The organism is Catenulispora acidiphila DSM 44928, from assembly GCF_000024025.1.
Taxonomy (GTDB): Bacteria; Actinomycetota; Actinomycetes; order Streptomycetales; family Catenulisporaceae; genus Catenulispora; species Catenulispora acidiphila.
The window spans coordinates 6,076,120-6,095,688 of record NC_013131.1 but is presented as its reverse complement, the minus strand read 5'-3'; the positions used below and the strand labels follow the sequence as shown (position 1 = coordinate 6,095,688).

15 protein-coding genes are annotated in these 19,569 nt (G+C 70.2%); 6 read left to right on the top strand and 9 right to left on the bottom strand.

All coding sequences use genetic code 11. The features are described 5' to 3' along the window. Window positions 1-187 precede the first annotated feature (187 nt). The gene (locus CACI_RS26165; protein WP_223297238.1) at window positions 188-1,420 is read right to left on the bottom strand and encodes a glycosyltransferase; all 1,233 of its coding nucleotides are present in this window, start codon (window positions 1,418-1,420) and stop codon (window positions 188-190) included. A 175-nt stretch (window positions 1,421-1,595) separates the two neighbouring features. Here CACI_RS26165 and CACI_RS26160 point away from each other — a divergent pair, with 175 nt between their 5' ends. From CACI_RS26160 to CACI_RS26150, 3 genes are all read left to right on the top strand, one after another. Further along, the gene (locus tag CACI_RS26160) at window positions 1,596-2,546 is read left to right on the top strand and encodes a YihY/virulence factor BrkB family protein (RefSeq protein ID WP_015793876.1); all 951 of its coding nucleotides are present in this window, start codon (window positions 1,596-1,598) and stop codon (window positions 2,544-2,546) included. 170 nt (window positions 2,547-2,716) lie between these two features. Further along, complete coding sequence (locus CACI_RS26155; RefSeq protein WP_015793875.1) at window positions 2,717-3,283, top strand: GPP34 family phosphoprotein; 567 nt, start codon at window positions 2,717-2,719, stop codon at window positions 3,281-3,283. A gap of 51 nt (window positions 3,284-3,334) precedes the next feature. Continuing rightward, the gene (locus CACI_RS26150; protein ID WP_041540463.1) at window positions 3,335-4,276 is read left to right on the top strand and encodes a D-2-hydroxyacid dehydrogenase family protein; all 942 of its coding nucleotides are present in this window, start codon (window positions 3,335-3,337) and stop codon (window positions 4,274-4,276) included. Window positions 4,277-4,317: 41 nt separating this feature from the next. Here the strand turns inward: CACI_RS26150 and CACI_RS26145 are convergent, their stop codons facing one another. Then, a complete protein-coding gene (locus CACI_RS26145; RefSeq protein ID WP_015793873.1) occupies window positions 4,318-5,793 on the bottom strand; it encodes an MDR family MFS transporter in 1,476 nt (491 codons plus the stop codon). A gap of 133 nt (window positions 5,794-5,926) precedes the next feature. Between CACI_RS26145 and CACI_RS26140 the strand changes: the two genes are divergently transcribed. After that, on the top strand, window positions 5,927-6,547 hold the full coding sequence (locus CACI_RS26140; protein ID WP_049871709.1) for a TetR/AcrR family transcriptional regulator: 621 nt from the start codon (window positions 5,927-5,929) through the stop codon (window positions 6,545-6,547). A 27-nt stretch (window positions 6,548-6,574) separates the two neighbouring features. On the opposite strand, the gene CACI_RS46055 is transcribed toward CACI_RS26140, so the two are convergent. From CACI_RS46055 to CACI_RS26125, 3 genes are all read right to left on the bottom strand, one after another. Continuing rightward, entirely contained in the window at window positions 6,575-6,997 is a 423-nt protein-coding gene (locus CACI_RS46055; protein WP_015793871.1) for a DUF6884 domain-containing protein, read from the bottom strand. Window positions 6,998-7,114: 117 nt separating this feature from the next. After that, window positions 7,115-8,389, bottom strand: a complete 1,275-nt coding sequence (locus tag CACI_RS26130) for a cytochrome P450 family protein (RefSeq protein WP_015793870.1) — start codon at window positions 8,387-8,389, stop codon at window positions 7,115-7,117. Window positions 8,390-8,561: 172 nt separating this feature from the next. Beyond that, window positions 8,562-11,492, bottom strand: a complete 2,931-nt coding sequence (locus CACI_RS26125) for a cell wall-binding repeat-containing protein (RefSeq protein ID WP_015793869.1) — start codon at window positions 11,490-11,492, stop codon at window positions 8,562-8,564. A gap of 475 nt (window positions 11,493-11,967) precedes the next feature. Here CACI_RS26125 and CACI_RS26120 point away from each other — a divergent pair, with 475 nt between their 5' ends. Next, complete coding sequence (locus CACI_RS26120; protein WP_015793868.1) at window positions 11,968-13,866, top strand: AfsR/SARP family transcriptional regulator; 1,899 nt, start codon at window positions 11,968-11,970, stop codon at window positions 13,864-13,866. A 66-nt stretch (window positions 13,867-13,932) separates the two neighbouring features. Beyond that, window positions 13,933-14,265 carry a CPCC family cysteine-rich protein gene (locus tag CACI_RS26115; protein WP_015793867.1) on the top strand — a complete coding sequence of 111 codons (333 nt, stop codon included), beginning with the start codon at window positions 13,933-13,935 and terminating at the stop codon, window positions 14,263-14,265. A 397-nt stretch (window positions 14,266-14,662) separates the two neighbouring features. Here CACI_RS26115 and rhaS read toward each other — a convergent pair whose 3' ends face one another. Genes rhaS through CACI_RS26095 form a run of 4 tightly spaced genes read right to left on the bottom strand, consistent with a single transcriptional unit; the run spans window position 14,663 to window position 19,365 of the window. After that, window positions 14,663-15,784, bottom strand: coding sequence for a rhamnose ABC transporter substrate-binding protein (gene rhaS / locus CACI_RS26110; RefSeq protein WP_015793866.1), 1,122 nt, complete (start codon window positions 15,782-15,784; stop codon window positions 14,663-14,665). Continuing rightward, window positions 15,781-16,794 carry an ABC transporter permease gene (locus CACI_RS26105; protein ID WP_015793865.1) on the bottom strand — a complete coding sequence of 338 codons (1,014 nt, stop codon included), beginning with the start codon at window positions 16,792-16,794 and terminating at the stop codon, window positions 15,781-15,783. Before CACI_RS26105 ends, rhaS begins: the two co-directional genes overlap by 4 nt. After that, entirely contained in the window at window positions 16,787-17,842 is a 1,056-nt protein-coding gene (locus tag CACI_RS26100; RefSeq protein WP_015793864.1) for an ABC transporter permease, read from the bottom strand. Before CACI_RS26100 ends, CACI_RS26105 begins: the two co-directional genes overlap by 8 nt. After that, on the bottom strand, window positions 17,839-19,365 hold the full coding sequence (locus tag CACI_RS26095) for a sugar ABC transporter ATP-binding protein (RefSeq protein WP_015793863.1): 1,527 nt from the start codon (window positions 19,363-19,365) through the stop codon (window positions 17,839-17,841). Before CACI_RS26095 ends, CACI_RS26100 begins: the two co-directional genes overlap by 4 nt. Between the last annotated feature and the right edge of the window lie 204 nt (window positions 19,366-19,569).

Genomic DNA, 19,569 nt, shown 5'->3' with positions numbered 1-19,569 from the left:
CGCGGCCACGCGGCACAGCCGGTGGCCGCCGGCGGGGGACTCGTTCGACCTACGGATACCTGATCCGTATTTCATGCTTAATTCTACAGTCGAACGGTAGCAGAGGATTGCCGCCGCCGGGAGTGGGCGAGCGGCGGATCAGCTCTGTGCGCTCCGTGCGCCGACCATGGTGACGGCGCGTCGGGTATCAGGGTTCGACGGTCGATCCGACCGGCGTGCGCCGTCCGGCGCGCAGCCGTCCGTGCGCCACCGATCCGTGCTGTTCGGTGAGCGGCGCGTGATGTGCCGCCAAGCCCGTGGCCAGCAGCCGGTAGCGGTCGGTGACGGCCGCCCAGTCCAGCGTCGGCGCGATCTGCGCGGAGCGCCGCTCCATCGACTCGGCCAGCCCGGGCTCTGTCAGGAGCCTGCGGATCGCCACGCCGAGCGCCCGGGCGTCACGGTGCGGGACCAGGAGCCCGGCGCCGTCGGCGAGCAGTTCGGCGGCGTGCGGGAAGCGGCTGGCGATGATGGGGCGCCGGGCCGCGACGGCTTCGATCAGCACGCCGGAGGCGACCTGTTCGGTGGACTCGTAGGGCAGGACCACGGCGTCGGCCGAGGCGGCCAGCGCGGCCAGGTCCTGGCGGCTGCGGTATTCGGCGTCGAACTCCACGAGGTGTGCCACGCCGCGTGCGGCCGCGCGCTCCCGCAGCGAGTCGCGGTAGGCCTCGCCGTAGTGCTGCAGCACCTTGGGATGGGTCTCCCCGGCGACCAGGTAGCGCGGCGTGGTCGGCAGGTCCTGAACCTCCGCCAGCGCGTCGATCACCCACTCGATGCCCTTGCCCGGCCCGATGAGTCCCCAGGTGAGCAGCAGCGGGTGGTAGCGCTCGCCGTCGTGCCGGCCGGTGACCGGCAGCAGACCCGGCGCCTGCCACTCGTCGGTCTCGGCGCCGTGCGGGATCACGGTGACCTTGCGGCTGTCGACGCCGTAGACCTCCAGCAGCCGGGACGCCGCGGTCTGGGACAGCACCACGATGCCGTCGCAGAGCCGGCATATGCGACTCAGGACGCTGTGTTGCCCGGCGGTCGGTCTGGCCAGCACCGTGTGCAGCACCACGATGATCGGCACGCGCACCCGGTTGAGCACGTCCAGCACTTCGTCGCCGTCGGGACCGTCGTAGATGCCGTACTCGTGCTGCACGAGGGCCACGTCGAAGCGGTTCAGCGCAGCCGCGGCCGCCGCCGCGGCAGCCGGGTCGCCGCCTGGCAACTCGGCCACCACTTCCGGCGCCTCCGGTTCCGAGGGCGTGTCGCCGCCCACGCGCACGACGGCGGCCGAGGACCGCGCGCCGTCGCCGTTCAGGTGGCGCACCAAGGCGGCGTTGAACGTCGCGATGCCGCATTGCGTGGGCGGGTAGGTGCTGAGCATTCCAACGGTGATCACGGCTCATGCCTTTCTGCGAAGAGGGCCGCCGAGGCGTCGTCCCCCTCACAGGACCGCCGGATGCGACCGGCGAGCGGATGTCCACCGTTGCACGATGTAAACGGTTTGAACGGCGACCGGAGGGACATAGCGGAGGACTCCAAGCCGGCTACGAGGGAGGCGAGACACGACGCCCATGAACCTCGGCGACCGTATAAGAGATCTGACACGCCGCATCGACGCTTTCCAGCAGCGGCACCCCTGGCTGGCGTTCCCCGCGGCGGTCTGGCGCAAGCTCTCCGACGACCAGGCCGGCAACCTCACCGGGCTGCTCACCTTCTACGCCTTCGTCTCCCTGTTCCCGCTGTTGCTGCTGCTGGTGACCGTGCTCGGCATCGCGCTGCGGCACGACCCGGCGCTGCAGGACTGGGTCCTGAGATCGGCGCTGGCGGACTTCCCGGTGCTCGGCGACCAGCTGCGGGGCAACGTCCACGCCCTCGGCCGCGGCGCGACCGGGCTGGTGATCGGGCTCGTCGGCTCGCTGCTCGGCGCGCGCGGGCTGGCCAACGCCGCGCAGAACGTCCTGAACCGCCTGTGGGCCGTGCCCTACAACCGCCGCCCGGGCTTCCCGTGGTCCTGGCTGCGCAGCTACGCCTTCATCGCCGTCGTCGGCATCGGCATGGCGGCGACCACCCTGGTGGCCGACCTCTCCTTCGGCATCGGCAGCGGACCGCTGTCGATCGCGGTCCGGGTGGCAGCCCTGTCCGGAGCGGTGGTGATCGGAACCCTGGCCTACTGGCTCGCCCTGCGCCTGGCGATCGCCGGCGAGGTGGCCGGGCGGGACCTGTGGACCGGCGCCGTGATCGGAGCCGTGGGCTGGCAGTTCCTGCAGGGCATCGGCGGCTACTACATCACCCACCAGCTCCGCCACGCCTCGACGCTGTACGGGACCTTCGGACTGGTGCTCGGACTCATCGCCTGGCTGTACCTCCAAGCCCGCGTGACCCTGTACGCCGTCGAGGTCGACGTGGTCCGCTCGCACAAGCTGTGGCCGCGCAGCCTGTTCCCGCCGCCGACCACCGAAGGCGACCGGAAGGCGTGGGATTCGGCGATGGCGGCGCAGGACCGGGCGCCTACGTCGGATTAAGGCGCGGTCTCTCGCGGGGGATCGGGGATCGGGGATCTGCGCGAAGTCGGTCCGTGAGTTGAAGCGCTGGAATCCTCTTGGTTACCAGGGGCGGACAGTTGCCCCAAGACGCTGTTCGAGGGCTGACATTCTCCGCCGGACTCCCTATTTTCTTTAGCGTGGAGAACGGGATGCAGCTCCTCCTACTCGCCGTCGATCCCGATCGCGACGGACGGACCCATTTCACCGCCGCGCTCGCGCCCGCGCTCGTCCTGGCCGACCTCCTGGACAAGACACGGCGCGGCCGCCCGGCACCGGACTCGATGTCCGACTACCTGCGCGTCCGCGCGCCCAGCCGCCTGGACCGCTACATCGACGCCGCCAAGCACGAGGGCATCCTCGACGTCAGCGTCCGCCGCGACGGCTACTTCGGCCACACGCGCATCCGCATCGCCGACCGCTGGCCGCTGGAACGCGCCGTCGACCGCCTCCTGCGCATCCTCGACACCCCCCAGCACCCCCACGACCGGGACCTGGCCTACGTCATCCTGGCCCACGAAATCGGCCGAGCCCACCCCCACCTGAAGGGCCGCAAACACCGGGACCACCGCCGCCGCCTCGACACCCTCACCACCTGGCCCGCCGACCACGCCCGCCGCCCCTCCACCCCGAACGCCGTCCTTTACGCCGGCCTCCACGCCATGCGCCTCACCGCGGGCGAACAGCAGCAGGCGGCACCGCTCGCGGCGCTGCGCTGAAGGGCCCGGGAACCGAGTCCGGCATGAGAAGGTTCTGACGTGGCTACCCGCATGAAGATCGCGATCCTCGACGACTACCAGAACGTCGCCCTGAGTCTGGCCGACTGGGAGGCGCTGGACGCTGAGACCACGGTGTTCACCGAGCCCTTCGCTGACGCCGCCGGTGCTGTGCGTGCGCTGGCGGGCTTCGACGTGGTCGTCGCGATGCGTGAGCGGACCCGGTTTCCGCCCGAGGTGCTCGAGCAGTTGCCCGACCTGCGGCTGCTGGTGAGTACCGGTCCGCGTAACGCCGCCATCGATCTGGACGCGGCGCGGCGGCTGGGTGTCACGGTGTGCGGGACGGGCTACTCCGCGTCGCCGACGATCGAGCTCACCTGGGCGCTGATTCTGGCCGCGGTTCGGAATCTGCCGGAGGAGGCGGCCTCGGTGCGCGCGGGTGGCTGGCAGCTGTCGCTGGGCACTGGCTTGCACGGCAAGACCCTCGGGCTGCTCGGCTTGGGCCGGATCGGGTCGGCGGTGGCGGGGATCGGCCAGGCGTTCGGCATGAAGACCATCGCGTGGAGCCAGAACCTGACCGCGGAGAAGGCGGCGGAGCACGGGGTGCGGGCCGTGAGCAAGGGCGAGCTGTTCGCCGACAGCGACGTGCTCAGCATCCACCTCGTGCTCAGCCAGCGCACCCGCGCGCTGGTCGGCGCCGCCGAACTCGCCGCGATGAAGGACACCGCGATCCTGGTCAACACCTCGCGCGGCCCGATCGTCGAGGAGGACGCTCTGGTCGAGGCCCTGCGCGCGCGGCAGATCGGCAAGGCCGCGATCGACGTCTACGACACCGAACCGCTCCCGGCCGACCACCCTCTCAGAGCCCTGCCGAACGCGCTGCTCACCCCGCACATCGGCTACGTCTCCCGCGACCTCTACGAGACGTTCTACGGCGACGCCGTGGCCGACATCGCCGCATTCCGCGCGGGCAGCCCGGTCCGTCTGATGACGTAGCCGCCAGCCGCCGGCACAGCTCAGCCAGCACCGAGCGCCGCTCAGTACTCCGGCGCCTCAGCCTTGCCCTCGGCGATCTCGCGCATCTCGTCGGACAGCGGCTTCTCCTTCATGACCAACCCCAGGACCAGCGACAGCACCATGAACGGCACGGTCCAGGCGAACACGGTCTGAAACGCGTGCGCGCTCGCGCCCTCGCCGACCGCGTCCCGGAGCCCGCCGGTGAGGATCGCGCCGAACAGCGCCGCGCCGAAGGCTCCGCCGATGCTCTTGAAGAAGTTCAGCGCCCCGGTCGCCACACCCAAGTACTTGTAGTCGACGGCGTTCTGCCCGGCCAGCAGCGCGACCTGCACGAACAGTCCGATACCGGCGCCGGCGAAGGTCAGCGGGACGAGCAGCGCCCAGGTCGCCGTGTGCTGGTCGGCGGAGGTGAGCGCGAACATGGACACCCCGGTCAGCACCGCCCCGATGATCGGATAGATCTTGTACCGGCCGGTCCTGGCGATGACGGGCCCTGCGACAGCCGTCGCCACGACCAGCCCCACCAGCAGCGGGATGACGTACAGCCCGGCGACGAACGCGGTCTTGTGCTGCACGCTCTGCAAAAACGCCGGCGTGTACAGCATCGCGACGAACAGCACCATTGTGGCGATCAGGAACTGCGCCGAGGAGATGCTGAAGACGCCGGTCCGGAACAAGTGCAGCGGCGTGATCGGCTCCGCGGCCCGCCGCTCGACCAGCAGATAGCCGATCAGGCTCACCACCGCCAGCGCGATCAGCCCCAGGATCAGCGGCGAACCCCACGGCCGCTCGGTCCCGCCCCAGGTCGTGAACAGCATGATCGCGGCGGTGAACACCGTGGCCAGCACGCCCCCGGCGACGTCGACCCGTCCGCTGGACGTGCGGCGCGGCAGGTGCAGCAGCGTGGCGACGGCGACCAGCGCGAGCACGCCGATGGGGATGTTGAGGTAGAAGATCCAGCGCCAGGACAACTGGTCGGAGAACAGGCCGCCGAGCAGCGGTCCGGCGATCAGCGCCAGAGTCGCCACGATGCCGACCAGCGCCTGGTACTTCGAGCGCTGCCGAGCCGGGATCAGGTCGCCGGTGATGGCCATGACCAGGGAGTTCAGGCCGCCTCCGCCGATGCCCTGCAGCGCGCGGAACAGCACGAGCAACGCCATGCTCCCCGCCGCGCCGGACAGTGCGGAGCCGACCAGGAACACCACGATCGAGAACTGGAAGATCTTCTTCCGGCCGTACATGTCGCCGAGCTTGCCGAAGATCAGCGTGGTCACCGCGCTGGTCAGCAGGTAGGCGGTGGCGATCCAGGAGGAGCCGGAGACGTCGCCGAGGTCCCGGCCGATGGTCGGGATCGCGGTGGCGACGACGGTGGCGTCCAGGTTGGAGATGAACAGGACCAGCATCAGCGGCACCATCACCAGCATCAGACCGCGCTTCGGTGCGGTCTCGGCGGGAGAGGTGGCGTACTGCGCTGGTGAACGGGACGTGGTCGACATCGGTGGCCTCCGGAAGCTCGCTCTCGCATGGGTAACTCACTCACTAAAGTAAGTCACTCACCTATTTCAAGCAACCCAAGAATCCCCCCGAGGCGAAAAGGTGAGTGATGGTCACATCGGCTACCCTGACGGCATGAACTCCGAGGACCTGACCGCGCTGCCGCTGCGCGAGCGCAAGAAGGCCCTGACCCGCCAAGCGATCCTGGACGCGGCCGGACGCCTGTTCGAGCAGCGCGGCTTCGACGAGGTCACCGTCAAGGAGATCGCCGACGCCGCCAACGTCTCAGTGAAGACCCTGTTCGTCTACTTCCGCTCCAAGGAAGACCTCGCCTTCGCCGACACGGGCCTGATCGACGCGATCCTGGCTGCCCTGCGCGCGACCGGTCCGGACAGCGCCACCACCCGCCCCGCCGAAGCGGTCGCCGCCGTCCTGATCGACCTCCTCCACCGCGACGACCAGGACCCGGTCGAGGGCATCGAGGGCTTCCACCGCGGCTACACGGCCTCCGAAACCCTGCAAGGCGGCCTGGCCCGCGTCTGGGCCGGCTACGAGGACCAAGTCACAGCAGTGCTGGCCGAACGCGCCGGAACCGCCCCGACCCCCGCCCTGCGCCTGCAAGCCATCGCCCTGATCGGCCTCGTCCGAACCCTGACAGCACCCGAGACCCGCGCGATGATCGCTGGCATGGACGGCCGCCAGGCCAGAGCCGCCCTCACCGACTGGCTCCAGCAAGCAGCCGCGACGCTTACCTAGCGCTGTGCCGAAGGGTCCCGCCGCACGCTACCGCGGCTCGTGTCCCGCGCCGTTCGCATCCACGGTCGCCCGCCGCACCTGGGCTCCGAGGTACTGGATCGGGTTGACGAGCGCGGCGGCGTAGGCGCCGCCGGCGTTGATCTCCACGACAGTGTCACGGCCGACCGAGGCGACCAGGCACAGCTGCTCGGCGACGAAGCGTCCCCAAGCGCGCCGGTAGTTCACCGACTGCTGCGTGAAGGAAAAGGAGTAGGGCGCGATGACCTCGTCGGGGTCGATCAGCCCCCAGCGACCGCTGACCACGAACCACGGCACACCGCTCTCCTCAGCCTGGGCCCGCCGGCTGGCGAACAGTGGGCTGACATAAAGGTCGCGGGCGGCGACGGGCTCGCTCAGCTGGGCCGTCCCATCTCCGACCAGGATGATGGACGCTGCGGTCGACGTTGCCATGGCAGATAGCTACACGATCGCGGCGCTGAGCGCCAACGAGCCAGCGCGTGAGGGTGACGGCGCGGAGCCCGGCAGTCGTCCGTCCGTCGAACGGGACGAACGTTGCCTGCTACGGCACTAGCTGCTTTCCCGCCGCTCCCGATCGGCCCCCAGCCGCACCGGCAGCGCGACCACGATGTTCCCGACGAACGTGTGCGAGTACTGCAGCTCGTCCTCGCTCACCGCCATGTCCAGGTCCGGGAAGCGCTCGAAGAGCCGCGCCAACGCGATCTCAGCCTCCAACCGTGCCAAGGGCGCGCCGGGACAGTAGTGCGGCCCGTAGCCGAACGCCAGCAGTTCCACACGCTCCTCGCGCATCACGTCGAAGCGGTCCGCGTCGGGTCCGTACGCCGCGGGATCCCTGCCGGCCGCCGAGTACCCCGCCAGGACCGCCGTACCCGCCTCGATACAGTGCCCTGCGATATCCATGTCCCGCGTCGGGTAGCGGAGCGGGAAGTAGCTCACCGGGTCGTCCCAGCGCAGGGTCTCCTCGGCGACCGCCAGCCAGCTCGCCTTGCCCTGCCTGACCGCCTCGAGGGCTTCGCGATGTGCGCACAGGGCCCGCACCGCGTTCATCAGCAGACCCATGGTCGTCTCGTGGCCGGCGATGAACAGGCTGCGCAGGGTCGCGATGACCTCCTCGGTGCTCAGCTGCAACGAGTCGTCGGCGCGCGCGATCATCTCGCTGAGCAGGTCCTGCTCCGGCTGCTCCGTGCGCGCCGCCACGATCGCGGTGAGCAGCGCCACCATCTCCTGGCTGGCGGCGATGAACTGCGCGGGTTCGACGTCGGTGTTGATGACTGTCGAGGCGATTTCGTGCAGCCGTGCGCGCGCCGACTCCGGGATGCCCAGCAGTTCGCAGATCACCTCCAGCGGCAGCGGTGCCGCGAACCGCGCCCGCAGATCGACGACCCCGTCCGGGGATTCCTCGGCAGCCTGCGCCATCTCCTCCAGCAGCCGGTCGACCATCTCCTCGACCGCCGGTTTGAGGGCTTTGATACGCCCCCGCGTGAAGGTGTTCCCCACGATCGCCCGCAACCGCCGGTGGTCGGCGCCGTCAGCGGTGAGCATGGTGCGCGGCAAGGTGAACCCGGACAGCGGCCAGCCGTCGGGGACATGGCCCTGCTGGTACTCGGCGAAGTTCGCCGGATCCTTGGAGACGTCGGGGGAGGCCAAAAAGTCCTTCAACGCCGCATGCCCCAGCATCAACACCCCCGGCACGTCGCCGGGCATCAGCACCGGGACCGTCGGACCCTCGGCGAGCCAGCGCGCGTTGCGCTCATGCGGGCTGCCGCCCAACGGGTCCAGCCGATGCCTCGGACAGCCGTCCTGCGCGGTGACGTCCGGTTCCATGCGCGGCTCCTTCGACAGAGTGCTGCGATAGCTGGTACCCGGTACGTGCTCACTCTTTCGCTGCTTCATGCCAGGGCTGGGTGGCCGAGTGCCAAAAAGCCCGCGCCCCGCCCAAAAGGGCGGGACGCGGACTCAGGTCGAGGAGATCAGACCTCGATCGAAACCCCGTCGATCACCCCTCCGCGATCGCGTTGGCCGCGGCCGCGATGGCGTACTCGGTGGCCTGGTTGATGGCCACCGGGCCGCCGAAGATCTCGACCAGGCCCGCGCCGCCGAGGGAGGCGCCGATGCCGTGGAGGGCGTTGGCGGAGAAGGCGGGGAGGTTGGTGACGTTGGTCAGGACCAGGGGACCGCCGGCCTCGCCGAGCTGCGCGGCGCCGGTGAGGGCGTCGGCGAAGTTCAGGCCGGTCGCCACGCCGGCGATGTGCTCGCCGTGGAAGGTGTTGGCGACCTGCGCGGCGGTGTCGTAGCGGTCGAAGCCGGCGAAGCTGGTCAGGTTGGCGATGTGCGCGTTCTTCGCCGCGGTGACGGCCTGGGCGCCGACGGCCGAGACGGCCTTGGCGCCGTGCGCGTACGCCGCCACGGCCGGGTTCATGACCTTGTCGTTGGTGAGCAGGATCGCCGCCGGGTTGCCGTTGTCGGCGAACACCGTGGAGGCGTACGGGCCGGCCGCCAGGGCGTCGGCGAAGCCCGCGCCGGTGGCCAGGACCACGTGGCTCGGGTTGCCCATGGCCTTGGCGATCTGCATCGCGGTGTCGTAGCGGTCCACGCCGCCGATGCGGGTGATCTGCGCCGCCGGCAGCTTCAGGCCGTTGACCACCGCCGGGGTGATCGCCGCGGTGCCGCCCAGGACGTAGACCTTGCCGCCGGGCTTGAGGACCCGGTGGATCTCGTTGACCACCTGGGCGTCGACCGTGTTGCCCGGGGTCAGCAGCAGCGGGCCGCCGACCTTCTTGGCCAGCGGGGCGCCGGCCAGCGCGTCCGGGAAGTTGGTGCCGATCGCCAGCACCACGTTGTTGGCCGTGCCGGCCGCCGGGAACTGCTGCTGGGAGATCTGGATGCCGGTCTGGTAGCGGTCGCCGCCGGCGAGGCGGCCCACGCGGTTGGCGTCGTACGGCGCCTGCAGGTAGCCCAGGGTCGGCGAGCCCAGGCCCGTGGCCTCGTCATAGCCGGGACCGGCCTTGAGCGAGGAGTCGTCGCCCATGATCTCTTCCTGGGCCTGGGTCAGCGTGCTGCCGCTCCAGCCCTCGGGGATCAGGGTGTACATCCCGCCGTTGGCGGTCACGTCGCGGAACTTGTTCGCGTTGGCGTAGATGGTCGGGTTCTCGAAGCCCGGAGCCACGCCGCCGTGCGCCTGCATCTGCAGCGCGGCCTCGCCGGCGAACAGCGGGGCGGCCAGCGAGGTGCCGCCCATCGGGTTCCAGTCCGGCTTTCCGCCGGCGGTGCGGAAGGTCGCCATGCCGGTGTACGGGTCGGCGTCCATCGCCACGTCCGGGACGGTGCGCATCGGGGTCTTCAGGTGCGCGCCGTTCGGGGCGGTCTGCGACAGCGCGGCCGGGACCGCGCTGCGCTGGTAGAACGGCTGCGTGATGTCCGTGGACGTCCCGCCGCCGGCACCGCCGGTGAAGCTGCCGTTGGCGAAGTTCCCGGGCACGTTGGCCTTCGGGGTCTGGTAGTCGCCCCAGGGCTCCTCGCCCTGGTAGCTGTTGCCCGTGCCGACCTTCAGCGCCGTGCCGCCGACCGCGGTGACCCACGCCGAGCTGGCCGGGTACTCGGTCTGCTTGCCGGCGGAGTCCGGGGAGCAGTTGAAGCCGGTGTTGGCGTTCGCCGGGTTGTCGTCGCCGCAGTCGCCGGTGGAGAAGTTGAAGCCGATGCCCTCCAGGGCGCCCTTCATGAAGATGCGGTCGAAGGCGGCGGTGGTCGCCGCGTCCTGGTTCCAGCCGGTGGTGTGCATCAGACCGCCGAGCGAGACCGACACGATGTCGGCGGCGTGGTTGTTCACCACGTACTCGTAGGCCCCCATCAGGTCGTTGTCCTCGCACGAGGCGGCGCCGACGTAGACCACGTTGGCGTCCGGCGCCATGTTGTGCACGGCCTCGACGTCCAGGCTCTGCTCCAGCCCCCACTTGTCGGGGTCGCAGGCGGCCTGGTTGTTGTACGCGGCGGTGTTCGTGACCTCGCGGTACTGCCCGGCGCGGAACTGCTGCTGGCCGAACTGGCTGTTGTACTTCGCGGCGTCGGCGGCCATCGTCGGGCTGTCGTAGGCGTCGATGATCGCCACGGTCGCGCCCTTGCCGGTCAGGCCGGAGCTGCCCACCCCGTAGGCGCCGCGCAGCTGCGCGGAGTCGTAGCCGCAGATCGGCGCCGGGATGTTGTAGTAGCTCTTGCTGCCCCAGGAGGTGGAGCACCAGGAGGTGTCATACGTCGTGGAGGTCGGGTGTCCGGCGGCCGGGGTCGTCGACGGGGTCTGGGTCACGGCGCCGGGCGTCTCGATCTTCGGCGCGTCGTAGAGCCCGGAGACGCCGACGATCGCGCTGGCGACGTTGCCCGGGACCATGGCCGCGGTGGCCGGCGCGTAGTGCGACTGGCCGTCCGGCGCGGTGAAGTTGGCCAGGGTCGTGCCGAAGGCCGTCTGGACCGCCGAGGCCGGACCCTCCAGGTCCACCCAGCTCTCGCCGACCGACTTGACCTGCAGCCCGGCGCCCTTCGCCCAGTCGGTGACCGTCTTGACCTGCGAGGCGGTCGAGCCGAACTCGGACTGGACCTGCGCCGGGGTCAGGTACTTGTGGTAGTTCGGGCTGGCCGGGTCGGTGACCGACTGGGCCAGCGCCGACATCTGCGCCTGGTTCTGCCCGGCCAGGTAGACCCGGGTGCTGATGGTCTGGGTGGCCGGAACGGCGGCCTTCTCGGTGGCCGGGGTGGCCCAGGCCGGCTGCGTCCCGGCGACGGCGACCCGCCCCAGGGAGTCGGTGTGGCCGTTGTTGTTCGTGTCGTTGCTCTGGGCCTGGGCCGAGGACATCCCGACGGCGGCGATGACGGCCGTGGCCATCGGTATCGACCCGGCGGCCAGTATCTTCGAACGCTTCTTTGCGGTGGTGGACATGGTGGTGAGACAACTCCCCGAGTGAAGTGAACTGCGTTGGACGAGAGGGGTGAGGATTCAGTCCTGGGCCCACCCGCCGACGCGGTAGAGGGCGAAACCGTTGCCGGATACAGGAGAACCGTGGTGTCCGTACCTCCAGCACCGGTACGAGGCCGACGAGACCGGCGCCGCGCGCGGGGTCAGCAGGCTGACACACCCCGTCGCCGTCCCCGTCATGCTGCTGCCGACGGCAGGCGCCGGACGCGGGTGAGCGAGCGGCGGACGAGGATGCGGCAGCCGGCGCGCGCCGGTGATCGGCGGGTATCCGATGCGGTGGCGCGGCACGCGCGCACCAGGACCGTCTTCGTCGCTCTCACCTCCCCCGAGTGTCGCGAACAGCGAGCGTCAAGCAGTCGCGTCGACATATGACCGCGCTAGTTTCGCGGTTTGGTGTTGAATACCTGTTGAACAAGGGTTTGGGGAAGGGGCGACGGGGGTGGGCTCTACCGTTTGGTTCGGGCTGCTGGGCCCGGTGGACATCAGGCTGGACGGCGAGGCGGTTCCGCTGCCGTCCGCCCGGACCAGGGCATTGCTGGCCGCACTGCTGTGCCAGGCCAACCGGGTGGTCAGCGTGGACGGTCTGGTGGACGCGGTCTGGGGCGCCGATCCGCCCGACGGAGCGGTCACGACGCTGCGCAGCCATGTCATGCGCCTGCGGCGCTGTCTGGGCTCGGAGGCCGGCCGGCTGGAGACCGTGGCGCCGGGCTACCGCATCCTGCTGGATCCGGCCACCGAGCTGGACACGAAGATCTTCGTGGCGCGCTACCAGGCCGGCCAGGCGGCCGCGGACGCCGGGGACTGGCGCGCCGCGGCACGCTTCGCCGCCGAGGCCCTCGCGCTGTGGCGCGGCGAACCGCTGGCCGACGTGCCCTCGGAACTGCTGCACCTGGAGGAGGCCGCCGCCTGGGCCGAGATGCGGGTCGAGGCGATCGAGCTGCGCGCGCGGGCCGACATCTCGCTGGGGCGGGCGGCCGACGCGGCGGCGGCGCTGCGGCGCCTGGCGGCCGATCATCCGCACCGGGAGCCCGCCTACGCGCTGCTGATGTCGGCGCTGGCGGCGGCTGACCGGCGGCCGGAGGCCTTGCAGGTGTACCGGTTGCTGCGCACGGTGCTGGTTCGGGACTTGGGGATGGAGCCGAGCCCTGAGCTACGTGCACTGCATCAGCGGATTCTGGCGATGGACGCCGCGCTGGCCGATGCCGCGGACGACCGTGCTGACGGCGTCGCGGGGGAGGAGCCGGCGGAGGAGTCGGCGGGCGAGCCGAGCGCCGGATACGCAGCCTGGCCCACGCCGCATACCCTGCCGTGGGACACCGCCGATTTCACCGGTCGCGAGGACGCGGTGCACCGCATCGCTGATGCGTCCGCGGACAGGTGCGGCGGCGCGTTCGCCGTCGTCATCGACGGAATGGCCGGCGTCGGCAAGAGCGCGCTGGCGATCCACGCGGCCCACCGGCTGGCGGACCGGTTCCCGGACGGGCAGCTCTACGCGGACATGCTCGGCACGTCGGCGGATCCGGCTCAGCCGGACGCTGTGCTGGCCGTGTTTCTGCGGCTGCTCGGTATCGCGCCGGACGAGGTGCCAGGGACGTGTGTGGAGCGTGCCGGGCTGTATCGCAGCTTCCTGGCAGAGCGCCGCGTGTTGGTCGTGCTCGACGACGTGCGCGACGCGAAGCAGATGGCGCCGCTCATTCCGGCATCGCCCGGATCCGCGGTGCTGGCAACCACGCGGGATCGGCAGGTCGGCGTCGCGGGGGCGCTGCACGTGTCGCTCAGCACCCTGACACAGGACGAGTTGCGCACGCTGCTCACGCGGATAGTCGGCGCCGATCGCATCGCTGCCGAACCCGAGGCGGTCGAGGAGATCCTGACCGCCTGCGCCGGGCTGCCGTTGGCGCTCCGAGCCGTCGGCGGACGCATCGCCGCACGACCCACCTGGACGATCGCCGATTTCGCGAGCCGCCTGATTCCGGACGCAGGGCTTCTGGACGAGTTCAGATTCGGTGACCACGACGTGCGGGCGAGCTTCGAGGCCGGATTCGCCTCACTCGGGAGCGCGTCGGCGACCGCGGTGTGCCTGCTGGGATTGTGCAGCGGCGCAGAACTGGGACTTCCAGTCGCGGCATCGCTGCTGAACCGGCCGGTCGGCCAGACCGAGGAGATTCTGGAGCGGCTGGTCGATCTGAACCTGGTCCAGTCCCCGCAGCACGGCCGGTACCTGCTGAACGGTCTTGTCCGCGAGTTCGCCGCCGAGAAGGCACGCAGCGTGCTGACCGACGACCAGCATCAGGCTGCTGCGACGCTGTGGCGGTTGCCGCACGCTCGGACGGCTTGATCCCGCGCAGGCCAGACAGCATCGGAGTGTCCTGATCCAGTACGGTGTGTCACGCTTGTTGGTGTGATGACGCCACGAGAGTCGCGCGCGGCTTGTCCTCCGGGCGGCGGCCCGTATGCATGTCCCTGCTGCCACCTGGCGACCCTGGAGTCGCGGTGCAACCAGGAGATCTGCGACGAGTGCGGATGGGAGGACGACGGCCAGGACGACCCCAACGCCGACGAGGTCTGGGGCGGGTCGAACGGCCGGCTGAGCCTGACCGAAGCCCGCAACCAATACGCGCAGCACATCGCCGCACAGCAGACGCCGGATCCGGCGTCGGTGGCAGCGGGCGGCGCAGGCCTGTGGTGGACAGCCGCCATGCAGCACCTGCGCGACCTGGGCCAGCTCGCCGACTGACTTCCGGCGCCGCAGGCAACCGCGAGCAGGCTGGCCGGCGACCGGCGCCTTGCTCGGCTGGCGAGCCGCGAGCCGCCTGACTGGCAAGCCGCGAGCCGCGAGCCGCCTGGCCTCCGAACTGCGAGCCGCGCCCGGCCTGGCCTCCGAACCGCGCGCCGCGCCCCGCCTGGCTGGCGCGCCGCGAGCCGCACCCGCCTGGCCGGCGACCGCGAGCCGCCTGGCCGCCGAACGGCGAACTGCGAACCGCGACCCGCCTGGCTGGCGAACCGCGACCCGCCTGGCTGGCGAACCGCGAACCGCTTGACTGGCGAATCGCGACCCGCGAAAAAGCGACCCGCGCCCTGACCGGTGAGGTCCAGGTCGCGCGGGCCGCCTTCGCCACCTCCTCCGCCGCCGCCTAGAAGTTGAACTGGCCGATGTTCGACGCGTCGAAGACCGTCGGCGCCCCGAGCGTGATGACGCCCTGTGCGCCGAGCGTGAAGTTCCCCATCGGGCCGGCGGTGAAGCTTTGGCCTTGGGCGCCGGAGATCTGGCCGGAGGCCAGTGCCACTGCCGCGTAGGCCGCGAGCTGGCCGAGTTTGCCCGGGTCCCAGAGCTCGAAGGCCTTCACTGTGCCGTCTTGGACGTAGGAGCGCATGTCGTTCGGTGTGCCGAGGCCGGTGAGCAGGACCTTGCCCTTGTACTGCGAGCCGTCCAGGTACTGTGCGGCGGCTTTGATGCCGACCGTGGTGGGGGAGATGATGCCCTTCAGGTCCGGGTACTGCTGCAGGAGTCCTTGCGTCTGCTGGAAGGACATCTGCGCGTCGTCGTTGCCGTAGGCGATCTTCACCAGCTTCATGTTCGCGAACTGCGGCTTCTTCAGCTCGTCCTGCATGTAGCCGATCCAGGCGTTCTGGTTGGTCGCGGTCTGGGCCGCCGACAGGATGGCGATCTGGCCGGTGTAGTTCAGCTCCTTGCCGAGCAGGTCCACCTCGCTGCGGCCGAGCGCCTCGGAGCTGGCTTGGGACACGAACGCCTGCCGGCAGCCGGGGTCGGTGTCCGAGTCGTAGGTGACGACCTTGATGCCCGCGCTCATCGCTTGCTTCAGCGCCGTGCACAACGCGCCGGGGTCCTGCGCGGAGACGGCGATCGCCGAGACGTGCTGCTGCGTCAGGGTATTGACGTACGAGACCTGGCCCGCGGTGTCGGTGGCGCTGGTCGTGCCGACCTCTTTGTAGCTCTCGCCGAGGGCGGTCAGCGCGGTGTTGCCACCGGCGTCGGAGATGTTGAAGTAGGGGTTGTTGACCTGCTTGGGCAGGAAGGCGACCGTCAGCCCCTTCTTGACCGCCGCGCTCGGGTTCGCCGATCCGCTTTGTCCCGCTGCCGGTGCGCTGGACGCCGCCTTGTCGGTGGAGCTCTTGGTCGCTCCGCCGCATGCGCTCAGGCTCAGCGCCAGCAGGCCGCTCGCGGCCAGGGCCACGGCGACGCGCGGACGGCGCCGACGCGAGCGCGGAGCGCCGCGCCTCAAGACTGTGCTCATGACTTTCCCCTCAGTGGTTGGAGTCGGGCTTGCCGGGCGAACACTTGCCGCGCTACTCGCGGGCCGAGCACGGAGACGGTCAGCAGGACGCCGGTGACCACCGTCTGGGACTGCGCCGAGACGTCGGCCAGGCTCATCACGTTCTGCATCGTGCCGAGCAGGAACACCCCGGCGATCGCGCCGCCGAGCGTCCCGCGGCCGCCGTCGAAGTCCACGCCGCCGAGCAGCACCGCGGCCACGACCGAGAGCTCCAAGCCGGTGGCGTTGCTGTACGTGGCGCTGGCGTAGTGCAGCACCCAGAACACGCCGGTCAGCGAGGAGACCAGCCCGGTGGCCACGAACAGCGACAGCTTGACCCGCTTCACCCGCACCCCGGCGAACCAGGCGGCTTCGGCCGACGCGCCGACGGCGAACACCGAGCGCCCGAAGCCGGTGGCGTGCAGGACCACGGCCGCCAGCACGGCCAGGACCAGCCACGGGATGACGGCGGTCGGCAGGAACGAGCCGCCCAGCCGTCCGGACCCGAAGTTCAGGTAGTTCTGCGGGAAGTCGGTGACCGAGTTCGAACCGAGCACGATCTGGGCGACGCCGCGGTACAGCGCCAGCGTGCCGATCGTGACCGCCAGCGACGGCAGGCCCAGCTTGGTCACCAACAGAGCATTGACAAGCCCGCAGACGATGCCCAACGCGGCGCAGATCACGATGATGGCGTTGATGTTCATGCCGTGGTTCCACAACGCGCCCATCACCGCCCCCGACAAACCGACCGTGGACCCCACCGACAGATCGATCTCGCCGGAGGCGACCAGCATCGTCATCGGCAGCGCGATGGCCGCCACCGGAAGGGTGTTGCCGATCAGGAAGCTGATGTTCAGGGCGTTGCTGAAACCGTTGACCGTGCTGAAGGAGACGGCGAGCAGGATCACCAGCAGCGCCCCGACGACGGTGTCCCAGCGCAGAGCGCCGATCAGCGGCGGACGGCGCGAACCGGCGGCAGTGGTGTCAGTCATTGGTGATGGTCCTCGCCTGTCGGGCCCGGCTGCGCAACAGCCCGGCGATCCGCAGTGCCACGATCCGGTCCACGGAGATGGCCAGCAGCAGCAGAACCCCGTCGATCGCCTCGACCCACACCGAGCTGACGCCGATCGCCGGCAGGACGCTGTTGATGGACGTGAGCAGCAACGCCCCGAGCGCCGCGCCGTAGACGCTGCCCGAACCGCCGGTGAAGCCGACGCCGCCGACCACCACCGCTGAGACCACGGTCAACTCATAACCGCTGCCGGTCCCGGCGTCGGCATAGCCGAAACGGGCCAGATAAAGGGCTCCGGCCAGCCCTGCGAGCGCACCGCACAGGACGAACGCCGCCAGCACGCGCCGCCGCACCGGCACTCCCGCCAACGCCGCCGCCTGAGCGTGCGAGCCCAGCGCGTAGCACTCCCGACCGCTGCGGTAGTTCCGCAGGAAGTATCCGACCGCGATCAGCACGACCGTCGCCAGCAACGCCAGATAGGGGATCGCCGACAGACCGTTGTGCCCGAAACTCTTGTATCCGCTGGGAAGTCGGCTCGCAGTGACCTCCCGTGAACCGACCCAGATCGAGTCCAGCGCACGAATGATATAGAGCGTGCCGAGAGTGACCACGAGCGAAGGCACCTGCCCGAGACCGACGAGCACTCCGTTGACGGCGCCGAAGCCCGCTCCGAGAACCACCGCCAGACCGATGGCCAGCACCGGATTGCCGCCGTGCTGCAACAGATCTCCGGCGGCGAAGGCCGTGACGCCCAGCACCGAGCCGACTGACAGGTCGACGTTGCCGGTGATCACCACGACCGCCTCGCCGACCGCCACCAGCACCAGGATCGTCGCGTTCAGCAGCAGATCCTTGATGCCCTGCTTCGACAAGAACGAGGTGTTGTCGATCTGCGTGGCGAGGAGCATCACCGCCAACACGACGAGGATCGCCAACTCGCGCATGCGCAGCACCCTGTCCAACAGGGCACGCGGAGCGCCGGCGGACAGCAGCGGCTGCTCGGCGGCGGCAGTGGTCGAGACCGTCACAGCGCACCCCCGACCGCCGCGCCGGTGGCCGCCGCCACCACGGTCTGCTCGGTCGCGTCCGCGCGGGATATCTCGGCGCTGATCCGCCCCTCGCGCATCACCAGCACGCGGTCCGCCATACCGAGGATCTCCGGCAGGTCCGAGGAGATCATCAGCACCGCGACACCGTCCGCCGCCAGCTGCGAGAGCAGCCGGTGCACCTCGGCTTTGGTGCCCACATCGATCCCGCGCGTCGGCTCGTCGACGATCAGCACCCGCGGTCCGGTCGCCAACCACTTGGCCAGCACCAGTTTCTGCTGGTTGCCGCCGGACAACGTGCCGACCAGATCCGACAGGCGCGCGTACTTCACCTGGAGCTTCGCCGCCCAATCCACCGCGCGGTCCCGCTCGGCGCGCCGGCTGACGAGCCCGGCGGTGGTCGTCGCGCGCAGATCGGCCAACCCGATGTTGCGCTCGACGCTCATCTGCATGATCAAGCCCTGTGCGCGCCGGTCCTCCGGGACCAGCGCCAGTCCCGCAGCCATCGCCAGGCTCGGCGAGCCCGGCTTCAGCCGGCGCCCGCCGACGGCGACGTGCCCGGCGTCGAAGCGGTCGATGCCGAACACGGCGCGCGCCACCTCGCTGCGTCCGGCGCCGACCAGCCCGGCCAGGCCCACGATCTCCCCGGTCCGCACCTGGAAGGAGACGTCGGTGAAGACTCCCTCGCGTGTCAGCCTGCTGACATCGAGGGCGACCTCGCCGACTTCGGCTTCCTGCTTGGGATACAGCTCGTCGAGCGTGCGCCCGACCATGCGCCGCACCAGATCGGCCTCAGTCAGTCCGGCCAGCGGTTCGGAGGCGACGAGCGTGCCGTCCCGCAGGGTCGTGACCCGCTGACAGAGTTCGAATACCTCCGAGAGCCGGTGCGAGATGAACAGAATCGCAGCGCCCTGCTCGCGCAAAGCCCGCACCACCGTGAACAGCCGCGCCACCTCGCTGCCGGTGAGCGCCGCGGTCGGCTCGTCCATGATCAGTACCCGGGCGTCGAACGACAGCGCCTTGGCGATCTCCACCAGCTGCTGGTCGGCGATCGACAGCCCGCGTGCGGGACGCTCGGGATCCATCGCGACCCCGAGCCTGGCGAATAACGCCGCGACCGCCTCACGAACGGCACGGTGGTCGACCCGGCCGAACGAGCGCGTGGGCTGCCGTCCCATGAAGATGTTCTCCGCCACGCTCAAGTCGGGGAACAGCGTCGGTTCCTGATAGATGACAGCGACGCCCGCGTCGCGCGCGGCGGCCGGTCCGCCGAACTCGACCGGCGTCCCGTCCAGCAGGACAGAGCCCTCATCCGGCCGGTGCACGCCGGCCAGCACCTTGATCAGCGTCGACTTGCCGGCGCCGTTCTCACCGGCCACCGCGTGTGCCTCGCCCGCGAACAGCGAGAGCGACACCGAACGCAGAGCACGGACAGCACCGAAGGACTTGCTCACCCCCTCCAGTACGAGGACCGGAGCGGCGGCTTCCGGGTCGGGGTTCGTCATGAGACTCCACTCCTGAAGCGGCTCGGCATTGCCGTCGGGCGACGAGTGAATTGTTTCAATGAAATTGCCGCGAGGTTAGCTCCGGGGGTGGGGTGCGTCAAGGGTTGTGAGGCGGCGGTGGGGGAGTCAGGGAGCGGATTCCTCGGCGAGACGGCCGCCGCAAAAGGCCATTCACCAGCGATGACAGCTCATCGCTGGTGAATG

Coding starts and splice junctions, on each gene's coding strand:
- CACI_RS26155 (WP_015793875.1), top strand. CDS start 2,717: ATGCAGCTCCTCCTACTCGCCGTCGATCCCGATCGCGACGGACGGACC.
- rhaS (WP_015793866.1), bottom strand. CDS start 15,784: ATGAGCACAGTCTTGAGGCGCGGCGCTCCGCGCTCGCGTCGGCGCCGT.
- CACI_RS26125 (WP_015793869.1), bottom strand. CDS start 11,492: ATGTCCACCACCGCAAAGAAGCGTTCGAAGATACTGGCCGCCGGGTCG.
- CACI_RS26105 (WP_015793865.1), bottom strand. CDS start 16,794: ATGACTGACACCACTGCCGCCGGTTCGCGCCGTCCGCCGCTGATCGGC.
- CACI_RS26115 (WP_015793867.1), top strand. CDS start 13,933: ATGACGCCACGAGAGTCGCGCGCGGCTTGTCCTCCGGGCGGCGGCCCG.
- CACI_RS26150 (WP_041540463.1), top strand. CDS start 3,335: ATGAAGATCGCGATCCTCGACGACTACCAGAACGTCGCCCTGAGTCTG.
- CACI_RS26145 (WP_015793873.1), bottom strand. CDS start 5,793: ATGTCGACCACGTCCCGTTCACCAGCGCAGTACGCCACCTCTCCCGCC.
- CACI_RS26130 (WP_015793870.1), bottom strand. CDS start 8,389: ATGGAACCGGACGTCACCGCGCAGGACGGCTGTCCGAGGCATCGGCTG.
- CACI_RS26095 (WP_015793863.1), bottom strand. CDS start 19,365: ATGACGAACCCCGACCCGGAAGCCGCCGCTCCGGTCCTCGTACTGGAG.
- CACI_RS26140 (WP_049871709.1), top strand. CDS start 5,927: ATGAACTCCGAGGACCTGACCGCGCTGCCGCTGCGCGAGCGCAAGAAG.
- CACI_RS46055 (WP_015793871.1), bottom strand. CDS start 6,997: ATGGCAACGTCGACCGCAGCGTCCATCATCCTGGTCGGAGATGGGACG.
- CACI_RS26160 (WP_015793876.1), top strand. CDS start 1,596: ATGAACCTCGGCGACCGTATAAGAGATCTGACACGCCGCATCGACGCT.